The 19,666-nt window shown below is 38.5% G+C and carries 11 protein-coding genes; 9 read left to right on the top strand and 2 right to left on the bottom strand.

All coding sequences use genetic code 11. The features are described from left to right. The first annotated feature begins 48 nt into the window (after nt 1–48). The 7 genes from CLV99_RS18915 (at nt 49) to CLV99_RS18885 (ending at nt 12,836) form a co-directional block, all read left to right on the top strand. A complete protein-coding gene (locus tag CLV99_RS18915) occupies nt 49–3,168 on the top strand; it encodes a SusC/RagA family TonB-linked outer membrane protein (protein WP_211348580.1) in 3,120 nt (1,039 codons plus the stop codon). Between the two features lie 10 nt (nt 3,169–3,178). Beyond that, nucleotides 3,179–4,834: a SusD/RagB family nutrient-binding outer membrane lipoprotein gene (locus CLV99_RS18910; protein ID WP_162850162.1), complete on the top strand. Its 1,656-nt coding sequence runs from the start codon at nt 3,179–3,181 to the stop codon at nt 4,832–4,834. A 15-nt stretch (nt 4,835–4,849) separates the two neighbouring features. After that, a complete protein-coding gene (locus tag CLV99_RS18905; protein WP_133586076.1) occupies nt 4,850–5,734 on the top strand; it encodes a hypothetical protein in 885 nt (294 codons plus the stop codon). A 224-nt stretch (nt 5,735–5,958) separates the two neighbouring features. Then, nucleotides 5,959–6,492, top strand: a complete 534-nt coding sequence (locus CLV99_RS18900; RefSeq protein WP_133586075.1) for an RNA polymerase sigma-70 factor — start codon at nt 5,959–5,961, stop codon at nt 6,490–6,492. Nucleotides 6,493–6,592: 100 nt separating this feature from the next. Further along, nucleotides 6,593–7,741, top strand: a complete 1,149-nt coding sequence (locus CLV99_RS18895) for a FecR family protein (protein WP_133586074.1) — start codon at nt 6,593–6,595, stop codon at nt 7,739–7,741. Nucleotides 7,742–7,917: 176 nt separating this feature from the next. Next, a complete protein-coding gene (locus tag CLV99_RS18890; protein ID WP_162850161.1) occupies nt 7,918–11,331 on the top strand; it encodes a TonB-dependent receptor in 3,414 nt (1,137 codons plus the stop codon). Between the two features lie 11 nt (nt 11,332–11,342). Then, the gene (locus tag CLV99_RS18885) at nt 11,343–12,836 is read left to right on the top strand and encodes a RagB/SusD family nutrient uptake outer membrane protein (protein ID WP_133586072.1); all 1,494 of its coding nucleotides are present in this window, start codon (nt 11,343–11,345) and stop codon (nt 12,834–12,836) included. Between the two features lie 389 nt (nt 12,837–13,225). Here the strand turns inward: CLV99_RS18885 and CLV99_RS18880 are convergent, their stop codons facing one another. Both CLV99_RS18880 and CLV99_RS18875 read right to left on the bottom strand, forming a co-directional pair. Next, nucleotides 13,226–13,480, bottom strand: coding sequence for a hypothetical protein (locus CLV99_RS18880; protein WP_133586071.1), 255 nt, complete (start codon nt 13,478–13,480; stop codon nt 13,226–13,228). A 516-nt stretch (nt 13,481–13,996) separates the two neighbouring features. Continuing rightward, the gene (locus tag CLV99_RS18875) at nt 13,997–14,548 is read right to left on the bottom strand and encodes a helix-turn-helix domain-containing protein (protein WP_133586070.1); all 552 of its coding nucleotides are present in this window, start codon (nt 14,546–14,548) and stop codon (nt 13,997–13,999) included. Between the two features lie 974 nt (nt 14,549–15,522). Here CLV99_RS18875 and CLV99_RS18870 point away from each other — a divergent pair. Further along, on the top strand, nt 15,523–16,437 hold the full coding sequence (locus CLV99_RS18870) for a hypothetical protein (RefSeq protein WP_133586069.1): 915 nt from the start codon (nt 15,523–15,525) through the stop codon (nt 16,435–16,437). A gap of 10 nt (nt 16,438–16,447) precedes the next feature. Next, entirely contained in the window at nt 16,448–19,663 is a 3,216-nt protein-coding gene (locus CLV99_RS18865) for a SusC/RagA family TonB-linked outer membrane protein (protein WP_133586068.1), read from the top strand. Nucleotides 19,664–19,666 lie beyond the last annotated feature (3 nt).

Raw genomic sequence — 19,666 nt, 5'->3', positions numbered from 1 at the left:
AAATTACTCAGTTTATTTTTTGTGCTGACTTGCCTAATAGGCGTGTCAATGGCACAAAATCGGCAAGTGAGTGGTAAGGTTACCTCTGCAACTGATGGGGCGCCACTTTCAGGCGTATCAATATCTGTAGTAGGAACTTCTGCTGCTACACAAACTGATGGAAGTGGAAACTATTCTATTTCTGTAGGTCAAGGGGCAGCTCTTAATTTTTCTTTTATTGGCTATAACGCCCAACGGGTAACAGTAGGTAACCAAAATACAATAAATATACAGTTAGTATCAGAGGATAATGCTTTAGAAGAAGTGGTTGTCACTGCGCTGGGGATACAGAGATCTGCTAAAAGCTTGGCTTATGCAACGAGCAAAGTAAATCCCGATGATTTATTGCAGAATTCTGAACCCGATTTGTTAAAATCAATGCAAGGGAAAGTTGCGGGAGTTGATATTCGCACGTCTCAGGGAACCCCTGGGGCTGCTACTCGTTTTCAGGTTCGTGGTAACTCATCCTTTTTTGGCAATAACCAGCCACTCATCATTGTTGACGGAGTCCCATATGATAACTCGATGGTAGAGACGACTAGCATGACTTCGGGAGGAGCAGCTTATTCTTCGGGTATATCGAATCTTGATCCTAACGATATAGAGTCTTTCAATGTATTGAAAGGCTCTGCTGCTGCTGCACTTTATGGGTCTCGTGCATCAAATGGTGTTGTGATAATTACTACGAAATCAGGTAGTACGAAATTAGATCAACCTACTTCAGTTACGTTAAGAAGCTCTGTTTCCTTAGAAAATATTGCTAACCTTCCAGATTACCAGAATATGTATGGAGCAGGTTCTCAGTTTAACTATTCGGCTTCCAATGGCTCATGGGGACCAAAGTTTGGTGTTTTAGATAGCATTGAAGCATGGGGACCATATGTTGATGCAGGAATTTTTCCAAAAGGTAGTATGATTCCTTACAGAGCCTATGCAAATAATGTGAAGGATCTGTTTCAAACAGGTCGTGTTTGGGAGAACTCCATCAATTTCGCAGGAGGATCTTCCAATACTGGATTTAACGTTACTTTATCTCAAATGGACCATAAAGGATATGTACCTAATTCCTCATTTAAGCGGTATAATATTTCGGCAGGGGGTAATGTGAAGATCTCTGATCGAATGAATGCTCGCGGTAGTTTGGCATATACTAATTCTAATCAGGTTGGAGGTTATTTTGGTGAAAATCAGGTCGATGGGGCAGCTTCGTCATTTGCCCGTTCGTTGTTTTTAGCTAGAAACTGGGATCCTTCGTTACCTTGGTCTGATAAAGATGGGAATAATTTAAATTGGTTAGGAGCAAGTCAATTTGATCATCCTTTGTGGTCTGCTTATAATAACTATGCAACAACTTTAGAGAATAGAGTTGTTGGATCCTTTGCTACTGATTTTAAGATTAATGATTGGTGGCAATTAGATTACTCACTTGGAGCGAATTTAAGTTTTATGGATAGAAAAGAAATCTATGAGATCTCATCAAGAGCATATGAAGGCTTAGGTGGATTAGTAATGGATAGGAGAGATCATAAAGAGTTGGAGTCTACATTTAGAAGTATTTTTAAACCGAAAATCTCTGATGATTTTACTTTTACCGGTAACGTTGGTTTTAACTATAATCAGCGGATAATCAATCGTGGGCAGGACGAGGGAAAACGTTTTATAGCCAGAGGTACTCACACATTAGTCAATACCGCGCAAAAGCTGTTTAATTTAGATGAGTTGAGTAAACGTCGTATTATGGGGATGTTTGCGGAGGCTGCGTTTGGGTATAAAGACTACTTGTTTTTAAATATAACAGGTAGAAATGACTGGTCATCGACTTTGCCTAAGAATTCGAGATCCTATTTCTATCCGGGTGTTTCCACAGCCTTTGTATTTACCGATGCATTGAATATGAAGAGCAGTATTTTAAATTATGGTAAGTTACGTGCTGCTTGGGCAAAGGTCGGAAGGGATACTGATCCATATAATTTACTTACTACGTATACCATAGAAAATAACTTTTTGGGGAATCCAACAGGACATTTAGACTATACTTACTATTCTCCTAATTTGACTCCTGAGTTTTCTACAGAAGTTGAGTTTGGAACTGAATTATCTTTCTTTAATAGCCGTGCTAATTTAGATTTTAGCTGGTATAAAAAGATTTCTACAGACCTTTTGGCAAGAATTGCTATGCCAGCTTCTTCCGGTTTTGATTTTTATTTCACCAATTTCGGTAAAATAAGCAATAAAGGAGTCGAAATTACATTAGGACTCAAGCCACTATCTCCAGATAGTCCTGTTAAGTGGAATTTATCTGCAAATTTTACCAAAAACAAGAACATGGTTGAGGAGTTGATTGATGGGACGCCTCGTATTGAACTTCGAGCGATGTTAAGTGGAACAATATCTACAGCATTGGAGCCAGGTATGCCATTTGGGTATCTGCGAGGGACAAAGGTGTTTAGAGATGATGAGGGAAATGTGCTCATAAATCGTAAAAACGGTGGGATGATACAGGATCCTAACGATGAGTATTTTGTAGGGGATCCTAATCCGGACTTTAAAATGGGGATTAATAACACGGTTTCTTACAAGGGGTTTTCTTTTGCAGCGCTATTTGATTGGACAAAAGGTGGAGATATGTATTCGGTAACAAATAGTTCCCTACTAGGACGTGGTGTTACAAAGGATACTGAGGGACGTGAGTATAATGCGATTTTACCTGGTGTGTATGGAGATCCTATAACTGGTAAGCCAATTCTTGATGCCTCCGGTAATAAAATTTGGAATCAAACGCGTTTGACTGTTAATGACTTGTATTTTTCTCCAGATCCAGATAATGGACAAACTTTTGCAATCAATACGGCGACGGAATGGAATATTTATGACGCGACTGTATATCGTTTGAGGGAGGTAGCGATTGGTTATGAATTGCCTAGGAAGATGTTTGCAGGTACTTTTGTAAAAGGGGTAAGCTTTACTGTTACAGGTAGAAATCTTTGGTTTTTTGCGCCTAATTTCCCTAAGTACTCTAATTTCGATCCTGAAGTTGGTAGTTATGGGTCTTCCTCATCGCAAGGGGTTGAGCTGTCAGCAGCCCCAACTACCAAACGTTACGGTTTTAATTTAGTCGCAAGATTTTAAAATGAAAGTTATGAAAAAAATAAGAAATAGTTTCCTTGTTGTTTTGGCTCTAATTACTGTGTCATGCTCAAAACAACTGGATATTAATACAGATCCCAATAATCCAGCAGAACTAGAATCTCATATTCTTTTGCCACATATGCAAAAGTACTTAGGATATAGTTTAGCTACAGCTGAGGGCTTTTCTGCTGCCACCTCCGCTTATATGCACCAGATGGTGCATTACGGGGATTACGATCAATACGGCGCATCAGGTTCCGATTTTGAAACGTCTCAAGGCTGGCAATATTCTTATAGAGATGTATTGACCAATGCTAATATTATTATTAAACAAGAAACCGAAGATGGAAACTTAGTGTATGTCGGAATTGCAAAGGTGATGAAGGCTTATACGGCTTCAGTGTTGGTTGATTTGTATGGTTCTATACCATATACCGAAGCTAATCAAGCAGCAGAAGGCAATCGTTTTCCAAAATATGACAACGGCAAAGATGTTTATGCTCAGATTTTTTCCTTATTGGACGATGCTATAAAAGATTTAGAGAATACAGATGCTCCTAACGACAAGATGCCTAAAGCCGATGATATTATTTACGGTGGGGATCCAGAATTATGGGTTAAAGCCGCTAATTCTATCAAGTTGAAGCTTCTTGTGCAGCAAAGAAAAATAGAGAATGTCGGTGCTCAAGTGAATGCTCTTTTAACAGGCGGTAAATTAATTTCTTCCGTCGAAAATTCCTTCATGGTTCCATTTGGAAAAAATGACGCTACGGATGATAGAAACCCTGGTTTTAAAGAGTATTACGCAACCCAGCGTACGATGCATGTTAGTCCTTGGCTTTATGAAATAATGAGTGGCTATAATAATAATATCCTTACGGGGATTGAAGATCCACGGATTCCTTATTATTTTTATAATCAGATGAAGGCTTCAGATTTGCCTAATGCAAATGTGGAGTATAGGGATGGAGCTTTTGTTTCAAAATATTTTGGGTCTCAAGGGCCAAAAAGAGGAACTAATGTTCAGAGTTTGGTAACATTATTTGGGATATACCCCGTTGGTGGTAAGTACGACGAGGGGAAAGGTGGTTCTGCTTCTGCTTCTTCGGGTACAGGCGCTGCTCCTTATCGAATGATTACTTATGCGGATATATTGTTTTTGAAAGCTGAACTTATGCAAGAAGGAATTGTAGGGGGGAGTGTTGCGGACACCTTGCGTAAGGCCCTTAATGAATCGATGAAAATGATAGACCATGTGGTGTCGAAAAACGGATCAAGTCAAACTATTCCAAAAATAGCGACGGCACCTACGGCGGCATCTTATATCACTAATGTTATAACACAGTTCAATGGAGGAAATAACGCTAAGAAGTTAGAGATGATTATGACACAAAAGTGGTTGTCAAGCGTGGGCTCATCTGTAGACCAGTATACTGACTATAGAAGGACAGGCTACCCTGTTTTGTTTGATCCGAATGCTATAGGAGGTACAGTGACTCCGCCTGTTGGTGGAAATGGAGGAGAAGATCTTCCTGCTGTACCTGTTGTTGCCAATAGAAAGTTCCCGAACTCTTTGCCGTATAATCAGGATGAAGTCAATCGTAATCCAAATACGCCAAAACAGAAAGTAGATTTAAATGCTGAGAAAGTTTTTTGGATGCCTTAATTTAAATAGAAAGTGATGAAAAAAATATTATATATTGTTGCCTTGGTGTCATTGGTTATGACATCGGCGTGTCGGAAGAGTGACAATGCAACTATGTTGGATGGTATTGTATACCTGAATCAGCCAGCTATAGAGAAGGTACTCAAAGGATTTGATGAATCTATCGCATTTCAAGATCCGCTGGCTTTTAAAGGCAAACTCACGGTTGGAGTGAAATTTGATACTGAAGCAAAACCGAAATACTTTGACATAGTGATTATGAAAAATGGAGATCTAAATAATGTTAAGGTTTTGAAAGAGAAAGTTTCGACTATGCCTACTGAAATAGAGCTTACAGGGCCACAGATAGAACAAATTTTCGGTGCAGCTATAGCGCTTAATGATAATTACGATATAGGAGCTAACTATATAACCGAAGAGGGTAAAACATATGAGGCTTTTCCTAAAAGTGGAGAGGCTGGGTACGGAGCTGGCGTTATTTCGCAACCCGGGGCTGGACCGACTATCCGTTATTCCTGTATTTGTAAGTTTGATATGGATGAGTTCCTAGGTGATGGTAAATTTGAAGTGATTGTTGACGATTGGGAGGATTTTGGTGTTGGTACTATTGCCGAAGTCAAGAAAATAGATGAGAAAACTTTTGAGATTGTTTATCAGATGACAGGTTATAATAACATTAAGGTTGATGTAAAGACTGGCGATAACTCTATAAATGTCGCAAAACAACCTTTGGGGGCTTATCCTGCTCCATGGCCGTATGGTGTATATTCCGTTGCATCTGTGGGGGGGGCAACAGCAAATTTGGTTAATCCATGTGAGGGCACGATTAAAATTAATGGTGCTTACACCGTAAGCGCTGGAGGATTTGGTACCTATCCATTAGAGTTGAAGAAGAAGTGATAAAAGCAAACTAGGGGAAATTTAAAATGAGGTTGGACAATGATTATCAGTTCAACCTCATTTTTTTCTTGGAATGATAGTTTTTAGGGATGGATTCTTGTTAGGGTTTATCTTAAGCAATCAATATGCTGTCTTATTTGCCATTTATCTTCATATACACTATATTTACTAGTGCATGCTAAATACAGTATGCTATCACATTATATCCCTAGCGGAGAGCAAATATGTATTTCGAAGATCAAGTTGAATTCAAAAGACATTATAAGGTCTTGTGTTACTTTGCCTGGGAAATGGTAAGGGATACTGAAGTTGCTGAAGACTTAGTGCAAGACGCATTTATGGCTTATTTAAATAATAAACATAAGATTTCATCTGAACCCTTAGCGATTCGTTCTTTCTTATATAGTGCAATACGTAATGCGGTATATAATCAAAGTCGTAAGAGCAAAACAATACAAAAATACTTAGATCGGCAATATGCAAATGAAGCTGATGATATTGATTATGAGCATAAGATAATTCGTGCTGAATTTATGGCTGAAATATCAAGAGTTGTTGACGGATTGCCAGATTCATGTCAGCGTATATTTAAGCTAAGTTACCTAGATGGGCTTTCTAATCAGGAAATTGCCGATAGACTAGCAATATCTATAAATACTATCAAAACGCAGAAGCAACGTGCGTTACAAGTCCTGCGTAAGAAAATTCACCCCGAATTCTTTTTTGTTATTTTGCTATTGGTGCTCACCAGTAATTAAACTGAATTGCTGTCAAATTTTAGAGAATATTTTTTTGTTAAAAAAAAGTTAATTCTTTGTCACCCGTTTATTCTCTTTCCGTTTCTTAATCTTATAAATTATGAGAACTGACCCTTTCTATATTGCCCAAATAATACGTAGAAAATTCAATAACGAATTGACCGAAGAGGAGGCGTGTATTCTTCAAGAGTGGTCTGAGCAGGATCCGCGTAATTTTCAGTTGTTGCGGATCCTAGAAGAAGATATGAAAAGAGGGATAGATACGCATATTATCAAATCCTTTGACGAGGATCAAGCATGGTCTAGAATACAAAAGAAAAGGCGTAAGCGATCTCTATTGCGTTGGGGGCGTGTCGCGGCGGTTCTAGCAGCAGTGTCTGCTATTTCTTTCTTCTTTTTAAGAAGCAAAGAAGAGCTAGGAACGCTATCTCTTATGAAAACTAAGGATCAGCCATATAAGGAAGATGTGCTTCCAGCAATTAAGGGAGCGAAAATTATCTTAGCGGATGGTGTAGAGGTCAAAGTGGATGACAACATCGTGCTACTTGAGGATGGGACTGTACTCACAGAGAAGAAAAAGACCGTGTTAGAAGGTGGGACAATGGCTCTCAATAAACTAATTGTACCGACGGCAAACTTTCTGAATTTAACGCTCTCTGACGGTACAAAAGTGTGGATAAATGCAAATAGTGAGTTGGATTTTCCAAGTCGTTTCGCTAAGGATCAGCGAAAAGTTAAGTTGAAAGGAGAGGCTTATTTTCAGGTAATTAAGGATGTGAAGCGGCCTTTTACGGTAGAGACATTAGGCGGAAATGTGAAGGTACTTGGTACGAGTTTTAATGTTTCAGCTTATGATGATGCTCCGGCTACTACGTTGGAGGAAGGTAAGGTTCTCGTGTATCGGGATGATTTAGAACAGACTCTGTTACCGGGGACAAGAGCCAAAGTTATGGAAAGTAGAATCGATGTGCGTCAGGCTGATCTTCTAAAAGAACTAGCTTGGAAAAATAATTTATTTTATTTCAAGGGCGATAATATAGTAACTATCGCTAAGCAGTTGCAGAATTGGTACGGTATAGACGTTTCTTTTTCTAGAGGGGTTTCTTTATCACAGACATACACAGGAGAGATCAAACGCGATTCAAACCTAAGTGAAGTCTTAAAAATGTTAGAATTTGTAAGTGGTTTAGTTTTTAAAATAGAGAACAATAAATTATTAATTTCAAAAAAACAAGATGGTATGATATAAACAATATGTATTAAAACGAGAACAGAGGTGTTGCAGCACCTCCGTTCAGATTCGTTAAGCTAATCAGAATTAAACTATTAACATTAACTCAATTAATCAAATGTATGAATAACTTATCATTTGGCAAAGGGTGTAATGCCCTGTCGGGGAATCCTTTTCCAGTAATTTTCCGGATTATGAAAATAACAACAGTCCTCATGTTGGTCTTTATGACTTGTGTATATGGAAGTGGGAAAGCCCAAAAAGTATCACTTTCACTACGGAACGCGAAGTTAGAAGACGCTTTTAAGGAAATAAGCAGACAAACTAGTTATAAATTTTTATATAGTGATGCTATCCTTGAGAAAGCAAGGCGTGTAGATGTAAGAATTGAAAGCAAAAATTTAAATGAAGCCTTAACTCAACTTTTGGAAAGTAATAAAATGGCTTTTAAAATTATTGATGGAACCATAACCATTAATAGAAAGACTGAAAAAAATCCTAGCTTACCTAATCTTGTAATTGATGCCCAAAATAGGATAAGTGGGGTTATTACAAATGCCGAGGGGTTACCGCTTGCTGGAGCTACTGTAGCAATAAAAGGGTCATCACAGGGAACTATGACAGATGCAAAAGGTACGTTCTCTATTCAAGCTAATGCTGGAGCGATTTTAATTATAAGATATATCGGATATCTTGAGCAAGAGGTGGCTGTACGAAATCAAAATAATCTCCGCATTACTTTAGTGGCAGATGATGAATTGGATGAGGTTGTGGTAGTAGCGTATGGTACTCAAAGAAAAGAGGCAATAACAGGTTCGGTTGCTACTGTTAGCAGTAAGGAATTAGAAAAAAGAGTGATAACCAATCTGACTTCTGCTTTAGCGGGAGCAGCTCCTGGTATTGGAGTTTCAGGTATTAATGGTCAGCCAGGAAGTAGCGCGTCTGTTCGTATACGTGGTTTCGGGTCTTATTCAGTGTCGAGTTCTCCATTGTATGTTGTAGATGGAGCAGTATATGAAGGTAGTATAGGAGATATACCAGCCTCTGATATAGAGAGCCTCACAATCTTAAAGGATGCTACATCAACAGCTCTATATGGATCTAGAGGAGGAAATGGTGTCATCATTATCACCACAAAAAAAGGAGTTTCCGAGACTCCTACGTTGTCTCTAACTTTAAATAAGGGGTTCACTTCTCGTGGTATTCCTGAGTACGAAAGAGTAAACACTCTGGAGTATTATCCGTTGATGTGGGAAGCCATGAAAAACTCGGTTAAGTTTAGAAAAGAAAAACCCATGTCTGATCAAGAAGCAAGTCAGTATGCTACCGATAATATTGCATCTCAGTTGGTTTATAATCCCTTTAATGTAGATGATAAGAATATAGTAGGAGTAGATGGGAAATTAAATCCAAACGCATCGTTATTATATGATGATTTTAATTGGTATGACGCTATGACTCGACAAGGGCATCGTGACGAAGCGAATCTGAGTGTTTCTAATAAAAAGGAGAAATCAGATTATTATAGTTCTCTATCATATTTAAGAGACGATGGATACATTTTAAAGTCAGATTTTAAGAGGTTTTCTGGCCGTGTGAATGTAAATTCTGAAGTTAAAGATTGGCTAAAGTTTGGACTAAATGTCGCTGGAAGCACTTCTGAGGGAAATCTGGCAAGAGATGCGTCTACAGATAATGCAGCTAGCTTCGTAAATCCTTTTATGTTTATACGTGGAATAGGGCCTATTTACCCGGTGCATGCTTGGGACAAGACTGGAAATGCCATAATTGACCCTTTAACCGGGAAACAATATTATGATGCAGGAATGCATCCCGGGGCTGTAGCGCGGCCTACGGGTGCATCACAAGGTAGACATGTGATTTGGGAATCTCTTTTGAATGATGTGACGAATAAGAGGAATTCAGTATCTGCGCGGACATTTACAGAAGTTTCTTTTTTAAAGCATTTCAAATTCAAACCGAGTGTGAGTGCAGATTTTAGAAATGGTTTAGATGATCAGTTCCGTAGTCCAGAGATTGGCGATGGCGCTACTTTAAAAGGATATTCCTATAATCGGAGCCATTCGTCAAGGACATTGACATTTAATCAAATTTTGTACTATGAGCAAAATTTTAATAAACATTATGTCTCAGCATTTGGAGGACATGAGAATTATGAGTATAAAGCTAGTATTAACTCGTCCTCAAAGACGAATCAAATCTTAGCGGGGAATACAAAATTCGATAATTTTGTTACTCCTTATTCGGCCGGGGGGTATGAAGATGTATATAGACTAGAATCTTATTTTTCTAAGGCGGCATATAATTATGATAACAAGTATTTCTTTGATGCTTCGTTGAGAAGGGATGGGTCATCTCGATTTCATAAAGACAGTAGATGGGGAACTTTCTATTCTTTAGGGGGAGCGTGGTCTATTAGTAAAGAGAATTTTATGCAGAATGTTTCTTGGATAAATGATTTAAGGTTGAAAGCTTCCTTGGGGGCTGTAGGTAACGATGCGTTGAGTACCTATTATGCTTATCAGGCCTTTTATTCATTAGGATTTAATAATGGGTCGCATCCAGGCCTACTTTTGAGTAGTTTGGCAACACCAGATCTAACTTGGGAGGCATCTAAGACCTACAATGTTGGATTGAATTTTAGCCTTTTGAAGAATCGGGTTTTTGGTGAAATAGAACTGTATAAAAGAGGTTCTGATGATTTGATATTTGCTCTTCCTTTAGCCTTGTCAGATCCTGTGACTACTATTAATGCTAATATTGGAAGTCTTTATAATAAGGGATTAGAAATTCAGCTTGGAGGAGAAATCATCCGTAAACAGGATTTCAATTGGAGGATGATAACTAATTGGACCTTCTTTAAAAACGAGATTACAAAAATGCCAGCAGAAAATCCAGTTATTACCTCTGGAACTAAGCGTAGGGAAGTGGGACGAGATGTATATAGTTTTTGGTTAAGAGATTTTCAAGGAGTTGATCCTGCGGATGGCTCATCCCTCTATACTCCAGTAGAAGGTACTGCACCTGAAAAAATCAGAACAGTTAATGGTAGGGAATACGTCACGACTATATCCGATGCGAAGTATGATTATTTTGGAACCGCGATTCCTAATTTGATTGGGTCGGTTCAGAATACATTTAGTTACAAAGATTTTTCACTTAGTTTTTTGATAAATTATCAGTTAGGAGGGAAGTTTTATGACGGGGAATACGCAGGTTTGATGAATTTGAGGTACGGTAGCGCAATGCACGCAGATCAACGAAAAGCCTGGACTACACCTGGACAAATAACGGATATTCCAAGATTGGATATGAACGCGACAAGTGATTTAAATGCTGCTTCAAATAGATGGTTAATCGATGCTTCTTATATTAGCTTTAGCAATGTCAATGTCGCTTATAATTTACCTAAAAACTGGATCAATAGAATTGATTTAAGATCGGCACGTATCTTTTTCTCCGGTGAAAACCTAGGAATGATATCGAAGCGTAAAGGATTGAATCCGCTTGAGTCGTTTGATGGCACAAATTCTACTACCTATGGTTTGAGCAAAATCTTTTCCTTTGGTCTTAATGTTGCATTTTAAAAACAAAAAAAATGAAAAAAACTATATATTTAGGACTGGTTTCTTTGTTTTTTCTTAGTTGTTCGAAAGATTATCTAGAGACCTCACCTACGGATAAAGTAGATGATAAAGCGATATTCTCATCTATTGAAAATGTTGAGACAGTAATTAATGGGGTTTACAGATATATGTTTGAGCGAACCACTGCGGTCAGTTCAAATGTGCAGAACAAGCCTGGTGTGGGCGGGATTTTGTTAAGTAATGACTTTTTAGCGGAAGATTTGCATATTAGTTCTTCCACTTGGTTTACTGGCACAGGTGACGGTAACTGGAATGGCCATAGAATAGATAATGGTGCCAACACAGCGTATGTTTATAGGACGTTTTATCGTATCATAGGCAATGCAAATGCAGTACTTGATAATATAGATCTCTTGGATGCTCCTGTTGACCAAAAAGCAAAATTGAAATCACAGGCTTTGGTTTTGAGAGCTTATGCTTATTCTTATTTGGTTCAATATTATGGCAAGAGATATGATGCATCAAGTAAACCGAACAATCAATTGGGGGTACCGCTTCCTTTGTCTCAAAAGGATAATAAAATGCCTAGAGTGTCTGTTGAGGAGGTTTATACTGCTATTAATAAGGATTTAGATGAGGCCATTGGGTTAAATGTAACAACTAGAGCGGATAAATCGCAAACGAATGTTTGGATTGCAAAAGGGTTGAAAGCACGTGTTGCGTTGACAATGCAAGATTATGACAATGCTATCAAATATGCTCGAGAAGTGATCAATTCTCAGGCCTTCAGGCTTATGAATGTAGAAGAGTATAAGTCTGGTTTTAATAATGCCAACTTGTCTGAATTTATGTGGGCGTCTATGCCTTCGGAGGATCAAGGCGATACTTTTGGGTCTTTTTTTGCACAGATAGCCTATAATGCAAATACCTCATTCCAAAGAGCAAATCCTAAGCGTATTAATTCTGTATTATATGATTTTTTGCCAGCTACAGACGTTAGAAAAAGTATGTGGGAGTCTGCACCTACAGCCGCTAATTTTCCATTACCTGCATCGAATTTTGTGCGTCAACCCTTCATGAGTCGCAAGTTTTCGATTAAAGCTGCTGGAGGTACGTTAGGTGATGTGAGTTTGATGAGATTGTCTGAGATGTATCTGATAGAAGCAGAAGCTTATGCTTCAAAAACACAGGCAGGGCCAGCTCAAAATGTCTTGCATGAGATTAATTCGGTTCGAAATCCTGGAGCAATTAAATCTACTAAAACAGGGAATGAATTGTTAAAGGAGATATGGAGTTATAGGAGAGCGGAATTGTGGGGAGAAGGGTTTAGATTCTTAGACCTTAAAAGATTAAACCAAGATATGGATCGGGATGCTGTGCCAAACTTTACGTCTGCTTCTGTAGGAGGCTTTATGCTAGTAAAGGCCGGCGATGATAAATGGCAGTTTCTGATTCCTCGTTCCGAGATGGAGAATAATCCCAATATAGGTGAGCAAAACAAATAATTACTTTTCAAAAATGTGTTGTGTTTTAGAATCAAAGAGAGCCATTGAGGTATAACTCTCTTTAAAGAGCAGGTATAACCTGCTCTTTTTTTGATTATCGCACTAAAAACCGAACCGCGGTAGACCAGTCACTCGCTCCATTTTTGCGGAGATTGATTAACCATGATTTTAGAGAAAAGCCTCGAGATCTAAAAGAGTGGATTCATTGAGCGAAAAGACAATATCTAGTTGGTTGAGTAGCGTCAATGGGCTGTAGACGGTACTCAATAAACTGTCGATGACCGATCAAGGTGTGTTGAAGGATGTCAGTGCGTTATTGATACTACTCAATATGTCTTTGATGATCATCAACAACGTTTTGAGATCTGTGTTAAAGCTGCTGATCTGTGTCAATGCTCTGTTGACGATACTCCATGCGTCCTGACGGTCATCAATAACGTTTTGAAGTATGTGTCCAGACTGTTGAGATGCGTCAATACTTTGTCGACATTAATCAATGTGTCCTTGACGGTCGTCAACAACGTCTTGAGATCTGTATCTAAGTTGTTGAGGTGGAACAATGCGTAATTGACATAGCTCAACGTGTTCTTGATGGTTGTGGTTACCGCATTGAGGTACGCGGGCGCGGTGTTGATACTCGTCAACAGGATTGATAGATGGTGCCATTTTGGATAAACCGTTCGGTATGAAATACAATAATATAGAAATAAGATAAATCAATTGGTCAAAGTCCCCTCAACTCCCCTTAAGTCCGCTCAAGTCCGTTCAACTCCGCTATAGATTCGGCTATGCTTCGATAACGCTCCGTATCATCTTCGAGATTCCTTCGGGATTGCTTCGCTTATCCTTTGGTCTTACTTCGCCTATACTTTGACTCTAGGGCAAACGATGGTCGAACAATAAGCGAACAACAGGCGAGGATGTCCCAAGATAGTCTCGACCCCGTTTCCTACCTCTCTCAAAGAAACCTGCAAGAACGACCGAAGGGCAAGGTACAAACCCGTACATGCAAAAATGCCTTAGATGATACGGCATGTATGCCTTACAATAGCTGTTTAAAGATAGGTAATAGGGAAATTTACTCTACTTCAGGATTTGATAAGATACCTTAATCTTAGTTTATTTTTGATACGAATAAAGGGGCTCGTCGAATACATATTCTAACTCTGCTCTTGTTTGTAGACATACTTGTCGTCATCTTCTCCTTTTGCTGGAATGACATCTACTATTTTACTTCGTTTTTTTGATGTAAGTAAATTTTTAATGTTTTGTGATGTGGATGTCAGCCCCAAATGTTTTAAATGATTTACAAACTCTAAGGCAGTTTTAGGAGTAGCAAGAAAAGTAGGTATCTCTTGGTCTACGACCACACCTATCTTTTGCTGTGGTTCTTCTTTTTTCCTTTCCCTATCGATTTTGACCTGCGCTATATATGCTTTTAAATCTTCTGGTAATTCGTCATAAGTCGGTGGTTCAATGTTTGGATTTCCCATGATGTAATATGGTACACCAAATGCAGCAGCATGTTTTTCTAAATTTTCTATTCCTAAACTATGCGTTCCAGATTCTGCGTTATGCACGACTTTTCTGTCTAACTTAAGAAATTTTGCATACTCTTCTTGTGTTAATCCAGCAACTTCTCTATACTTGATTAGCTGCTTGCCAAATTCAAGTTTTCTGTCCACCATTTCAATAGAATTCGATTTCCTCATTTTAATTAGTGAAATATTTGTCTCTAATTATATTTTTACTATCTTTGTTTAACTAATAAATGCGAAACAGTTAGTCGGTTACTTTTGTGACTGATAAAACGAGTCTCTCTATGTGGAAAATGAATCCCGTCAAGATCAACCCTAGAGAGTACACGCGGATCGCCAATTTTATTACTGGAATATGTATCTTTACAGATAATAATATGCCAGTAGGCGGTCCCTGCGTTTGTACTTTTGTGGGTGCTAAGTGTAGCTAGCTACACTTATAGAGGTTTTTCTGACGGGATTCCCCTGCCACTACAGAAGGAGCAAGGACCGCTACACTGGCACCCTTTCCTTTAATGATGGACTCGTTCATAAATAAACTATTATGATGAAAACGAGTACAGTAACCAATCAAACAACAGTCCTCTGGCCTATGGCCCGAGTTAAGTACTTTGTATCCTCAAAAAAACCTCCTCCAGAATAAAGTGGATAGTAGTAGACAGAATATGAGGAGAACATTTTTGTTCTAGACTGCTTTAATTTATAGATTATCTCCGATGAACCCTTCGGGTCATCCACTTTGGTTTCCGATTAAAATCGGAACACGGCGGAATGACGACTAAAGTAAAAGGGGTCTGTTATTAAAAGTCCTGTTCCTTTATTCTGCTAACGGCATATTATACACCTTGCAATAAATTGTACCATAGACTACTATCAGCTTTTATTTTCGCACCTTAAAGGTAAAGATAAATTCTATGGGTACAAACCGATTTGCAAGAGTTATTGTCGTTGTACAATAAAATAATAGGCCTGTGTTTTTATTCATTTCTCGAGTGTCATATTACTAACGTAAAAGACCAATTATAATTCACGCATAATGACGCTTGAGATTTCTTTTTTATTCATTGTAAAACCGTGAAGCGGTAAAGTCGTAATATCGAATATTCGGTTTTTGCGGTACTGTTTCGGTTTACTTTAATACCTAAAAAATGATAAATTTTAATAGGGGTGGGAGCGGATTGCCCCAAGGGCAGGGCTATATCCGCCTGAGAATGCAAAATAATAGATTGCGAGATAGACTGCTTCTACCGCTAGAGCGGTATCGCAGTGACGCATTGTTAGTAATATTCTGTGTGTTGTTTAGTACGGCCTTGGTAACTCCTGCCTTCGGGCAGGAGACCGATGGCTTACCGGACCCACGAACGTTAAAAGGAAAGGTAAAGGACATAGTTTTAAAGGATAATGATGGAGGCGTAGTTCGTAAAGCCGTATACAATTATAGTTTATACGGCTATGTTGTTATGAAGCCCTATTTTATAAAAACTATTTATGATAGGAATCCTGATGCTGATTATAAAAAATTTCCGTTGGGCACATATGAAATAGACATAGAGAAATTGCCGAAAATAAGAGTTGGGGATAAGATTGCGGATGAAATTATGGATCTACCACTATGGGTAGTAAATAATGAATATGGGAGCGATACCATTACGCTGCGGCAGATGTCTGCTAAACAATGGATGGTATTAGATGTTTGGGATGAATATTGTACGCCCTGTATTAAGTCCATGAATCATTGGGAGCATTTCTTGAAAACCCACTCTGATAAGCTAAATTTCTTAGGGCTCTATATGAGCTTTTATCCTCATCGAGTTCCTATAATTGTCCGAAAGAGAGGTTATTTAAGTACTCAGATTATAGGCTCATCGTCATCTATTCTTGCCAAATCATTTTTAGGAGATGGCTCATGTTTAGGTCCTAATATCTGGATTAAAGATGGCGTACTATTCGGGATTGCTAATGCGAATACCTTGTCTGATGAAGAGTATCTATCGATACTATCAGGCAAAATGACCGAAATGCCTGCTCACGCTAGGTTTAATCAATACTGGAGTCAACATTAAATCTATTGTCATGAGAATAATAAATCTAATTCTTCTTTTTAACCTGATGGTAGGAGGACTGGCAGCACAAGGTCAGAAGATCAATGTAGTTGGAGTGGTTAAGGATAATGATAATAAATCGATAGATCGGGTGTCTATTAGGAATAATAGTAACGGTATTAATGCTTATACTAACTCCGAAGGGGAGTTTAGTATACGTGCTGATAGAGCGGATACGTTGGTCTTTTCTAAGATAGGTTATAACAGTAGATACGTGCTATCGGAAGAGCTAATGACTATTAAGATCATCATAATGGAAAAGTCTCCACTGCAGATCGATGAGGTCCTTGTTAATACAGGATATCAAAAATTGAAGCCTAATCAAATCAATGGATCAGTGGTAACTATCGATAGACAGTTGTTGGAAAAGCAGGTGGGGACAAATGTACTAGATAGATTAAATGGTGTTTCTAATGGGTTAACCTTTCAGACGGGGCGAACAAATACAAATCCCCAGAACAAGTTGGGTATTACTATACGAGGATATGGTACGATAAATGGAGCGTTGGATCCATTGGTAGTACTGGACGATTTTGTGTACGAGGGTGATACTAATAATATCAATCCAAATGATATTGAATCTGTTACTGTATTGAAAGATGCGGAAGCTACCTCTATCTATGGTGCCCGAGGTGGAAATGGAGTAATTGTTTTAACCAGTAAAAAATCCAAGACAGATGGAAAGACCAGAGTTGATCTGAATTATAATACGATGTGGAAAGAGGAACCGGATCTTTCCAAATTGGTTAATATCGAGAATGAAGATTATATTGGTTTGGAGGAGAAATTGTTTTCTGATGGTTATTTTGATAATCAGTTGAGTGCATGGAATGCACCACCTGTATCACCTATAGTCTATTGGTTGAATCAAAAACGTAAAAATAACATTACGGAGGATGTCTATTTAGCATATAGGAAGTTTTATGTGGGGAATGATCTTAAAAAGGAGTATGCTAATCATTTCTATAAAATAGCAAATACGCAACAAGTAGGATTTCAACTCTCTGGTGGAGATATAGCTCACAACTATATCTTATCGCTTAATCAGGATGTTCAAAAAGATAACTATGGACAGCCTGGGAATCGGACAAACATCAGGATAGCAAATAGTGCGAAAATTGTGGATTGGATTGTGCTAAATGCCGCCGCCTCGTATTCTAATGCGAAAAATGAATCGTTCAATATACCCAGTTTTGGTTCTCTGACTGGAGTAGGAGAGAGACGCTCCGTATCTTATCTGAGTTTGTGGAATGAGAATGGTCAGGCTGCGCCATTTTATAAATACTATGGCAAAACTATATTGGATACAGTAGGAAAGGGACGGCTTTTGGATTGGAATTATTACCCCGCTCAAGAAGCAGATCAGAATTTAAGCATCAATACAAAAAAAGAATTTATAGGGAATGTTGGCTTGGATTTAAAACTTTTTTCAGGCGGAGATTTAAAACTTTCTTATCAACGACATCGACAGGATGTGGCTATCGAAGATTTATTTGGAGAGGAGAGTCACTATGTTCGTGATAGAGTTAATTCATTTAGCCAGATAAATGAAAGTACTGGCGAGGTCACCTATCCATTACCTAAAGGAAATATACTGGCAAAAAGTACTGCTAGTTTAGAAACCTATGCTTTCCGTAGTCAATTTAATTTCCATCGGAAAATAACAGATCATTTGATAATGGCTATGCTGGGTTTTGAAACGAGGGAGACAAAATCATGGGGTGATAATTCGATGTTCTTCGGGTATCATAAAGACCCATTGTTTTTTGCCAGTGTGGATAAGACTTCCATGTTTCTTACAAAACCGTTCGGTAGTTATAATTCGATAGGAGGAGATCCCTTAATTTCTCCGACGATTGTTAATAGGTTTGTAAGTATGTATGGTAATTTTTACTATGGATGGAAGGAAAAATATTCACTGAGCGGTAACATTAGAAAAGATGGTTCTAATCTCTTTGGGGTGTCTGCCAATGATAAGTGGAAACCGTTGTGGTCGATCGGTGCAGGATACGAAATTACAAAGGAGCTATTTTTTGAACAGACTCCATTTGCTTATTTAAAACTCAAAGCTACTTTAGGATATAGTGGCAATGTAGATCTGAGTAGAGCGGCATTACCGATTACAGCTTCACTGACTAATACGCTGGTCAATGGAGGTCTCCCTTACGGTCGTATAGGGACCATCAATAATCCGTCATTACGATGGGAAGAAGTAATGCAGTTAAATACTGGTGTTGAATGGCGACTTAAAAATATTCCTCTTTCAGGTTCGTTTGAATATTATATAAAAAATGGGAATGATCTTTATGGGATTTCTAGTTATGACTATACTTCATGGGGAGCGACGGGGGAGATTATGCGAAATGTGGCAGCTATAAAAGGTAGAGGGGTAGACATGCAGGTTACGTATAGTGGGGGATGGAACACTGTAAAGTGGCAGTCTACATGGATTCATAACTACAACAAGAATCGGACGAAGAAGTCTTATTATCCATATGATGTGACGCCGTTGTCTAGGCTAGTTAGCTCGTCAGGTAGCCAAATTAATCCGGTGGTGGGGTATCCATTGTATGGGCTGGCTGCTTTTGTTTGGAAGGGGCTGGATAATGATGGTAATCCACAGGGGATATTGAATGGGGAAATCTCAACCGACTATAAAGCTATTAATAATAGTTCGCTAGAAAATGAAGGAGCTATCCGATTTATAGGGTCAGCTATCCCGACCCATTTTGGTGGTTGGATTAATACGTTTCGATATAAGCAGTTTGAGCTTTCTTTTAACCTTAGCTATAAAGGCGGATATTATTTTAGGAGAAATTCATTTTCTTCAAATGCACTTTTGTCAAATGGGACAGTACATCCCGATTATAACAAAAGATGGCAAAGTATAGGTGATAAGACGGATATTCCTGCTTGGGAATATCCTTTAAAAAAGGAAGGCCGAGATGGCTTCTATGCTTCAAGTGAGGTGTTGGTTGAGAAAGCCGATCATGTCAGGTTGCAATTCGTCAACTTTGCTTATAATATAAAGTTATCGAAATGGAACATGGGAAGCTTGCAGGTGTTCGCTAATGTCAATAATCTGGGGATAGTATGGCGGGCTAATAAGCATAATCTAGATCCAGATAGCCCAGAATCCATACCTCTACAAAAAAACTACACAGTTGGTTTAAGAGCTAATTTATAAGTT

The organism is Sphingobacterium yanglingense (assembly GCF_004363245.1).
GTDB lineage: Bacteria > Bacteroidota > Bacteroidia > Sphingobacteriales > Sphingobacteriaceae > Sphingobacterium > Sphingobacterium yanglingense.
The sequence above is the reverse complement of the archived record's forward strand: the minus strand, read 5'-3'. Positions and strand labels throughout refer to the sequence as shown.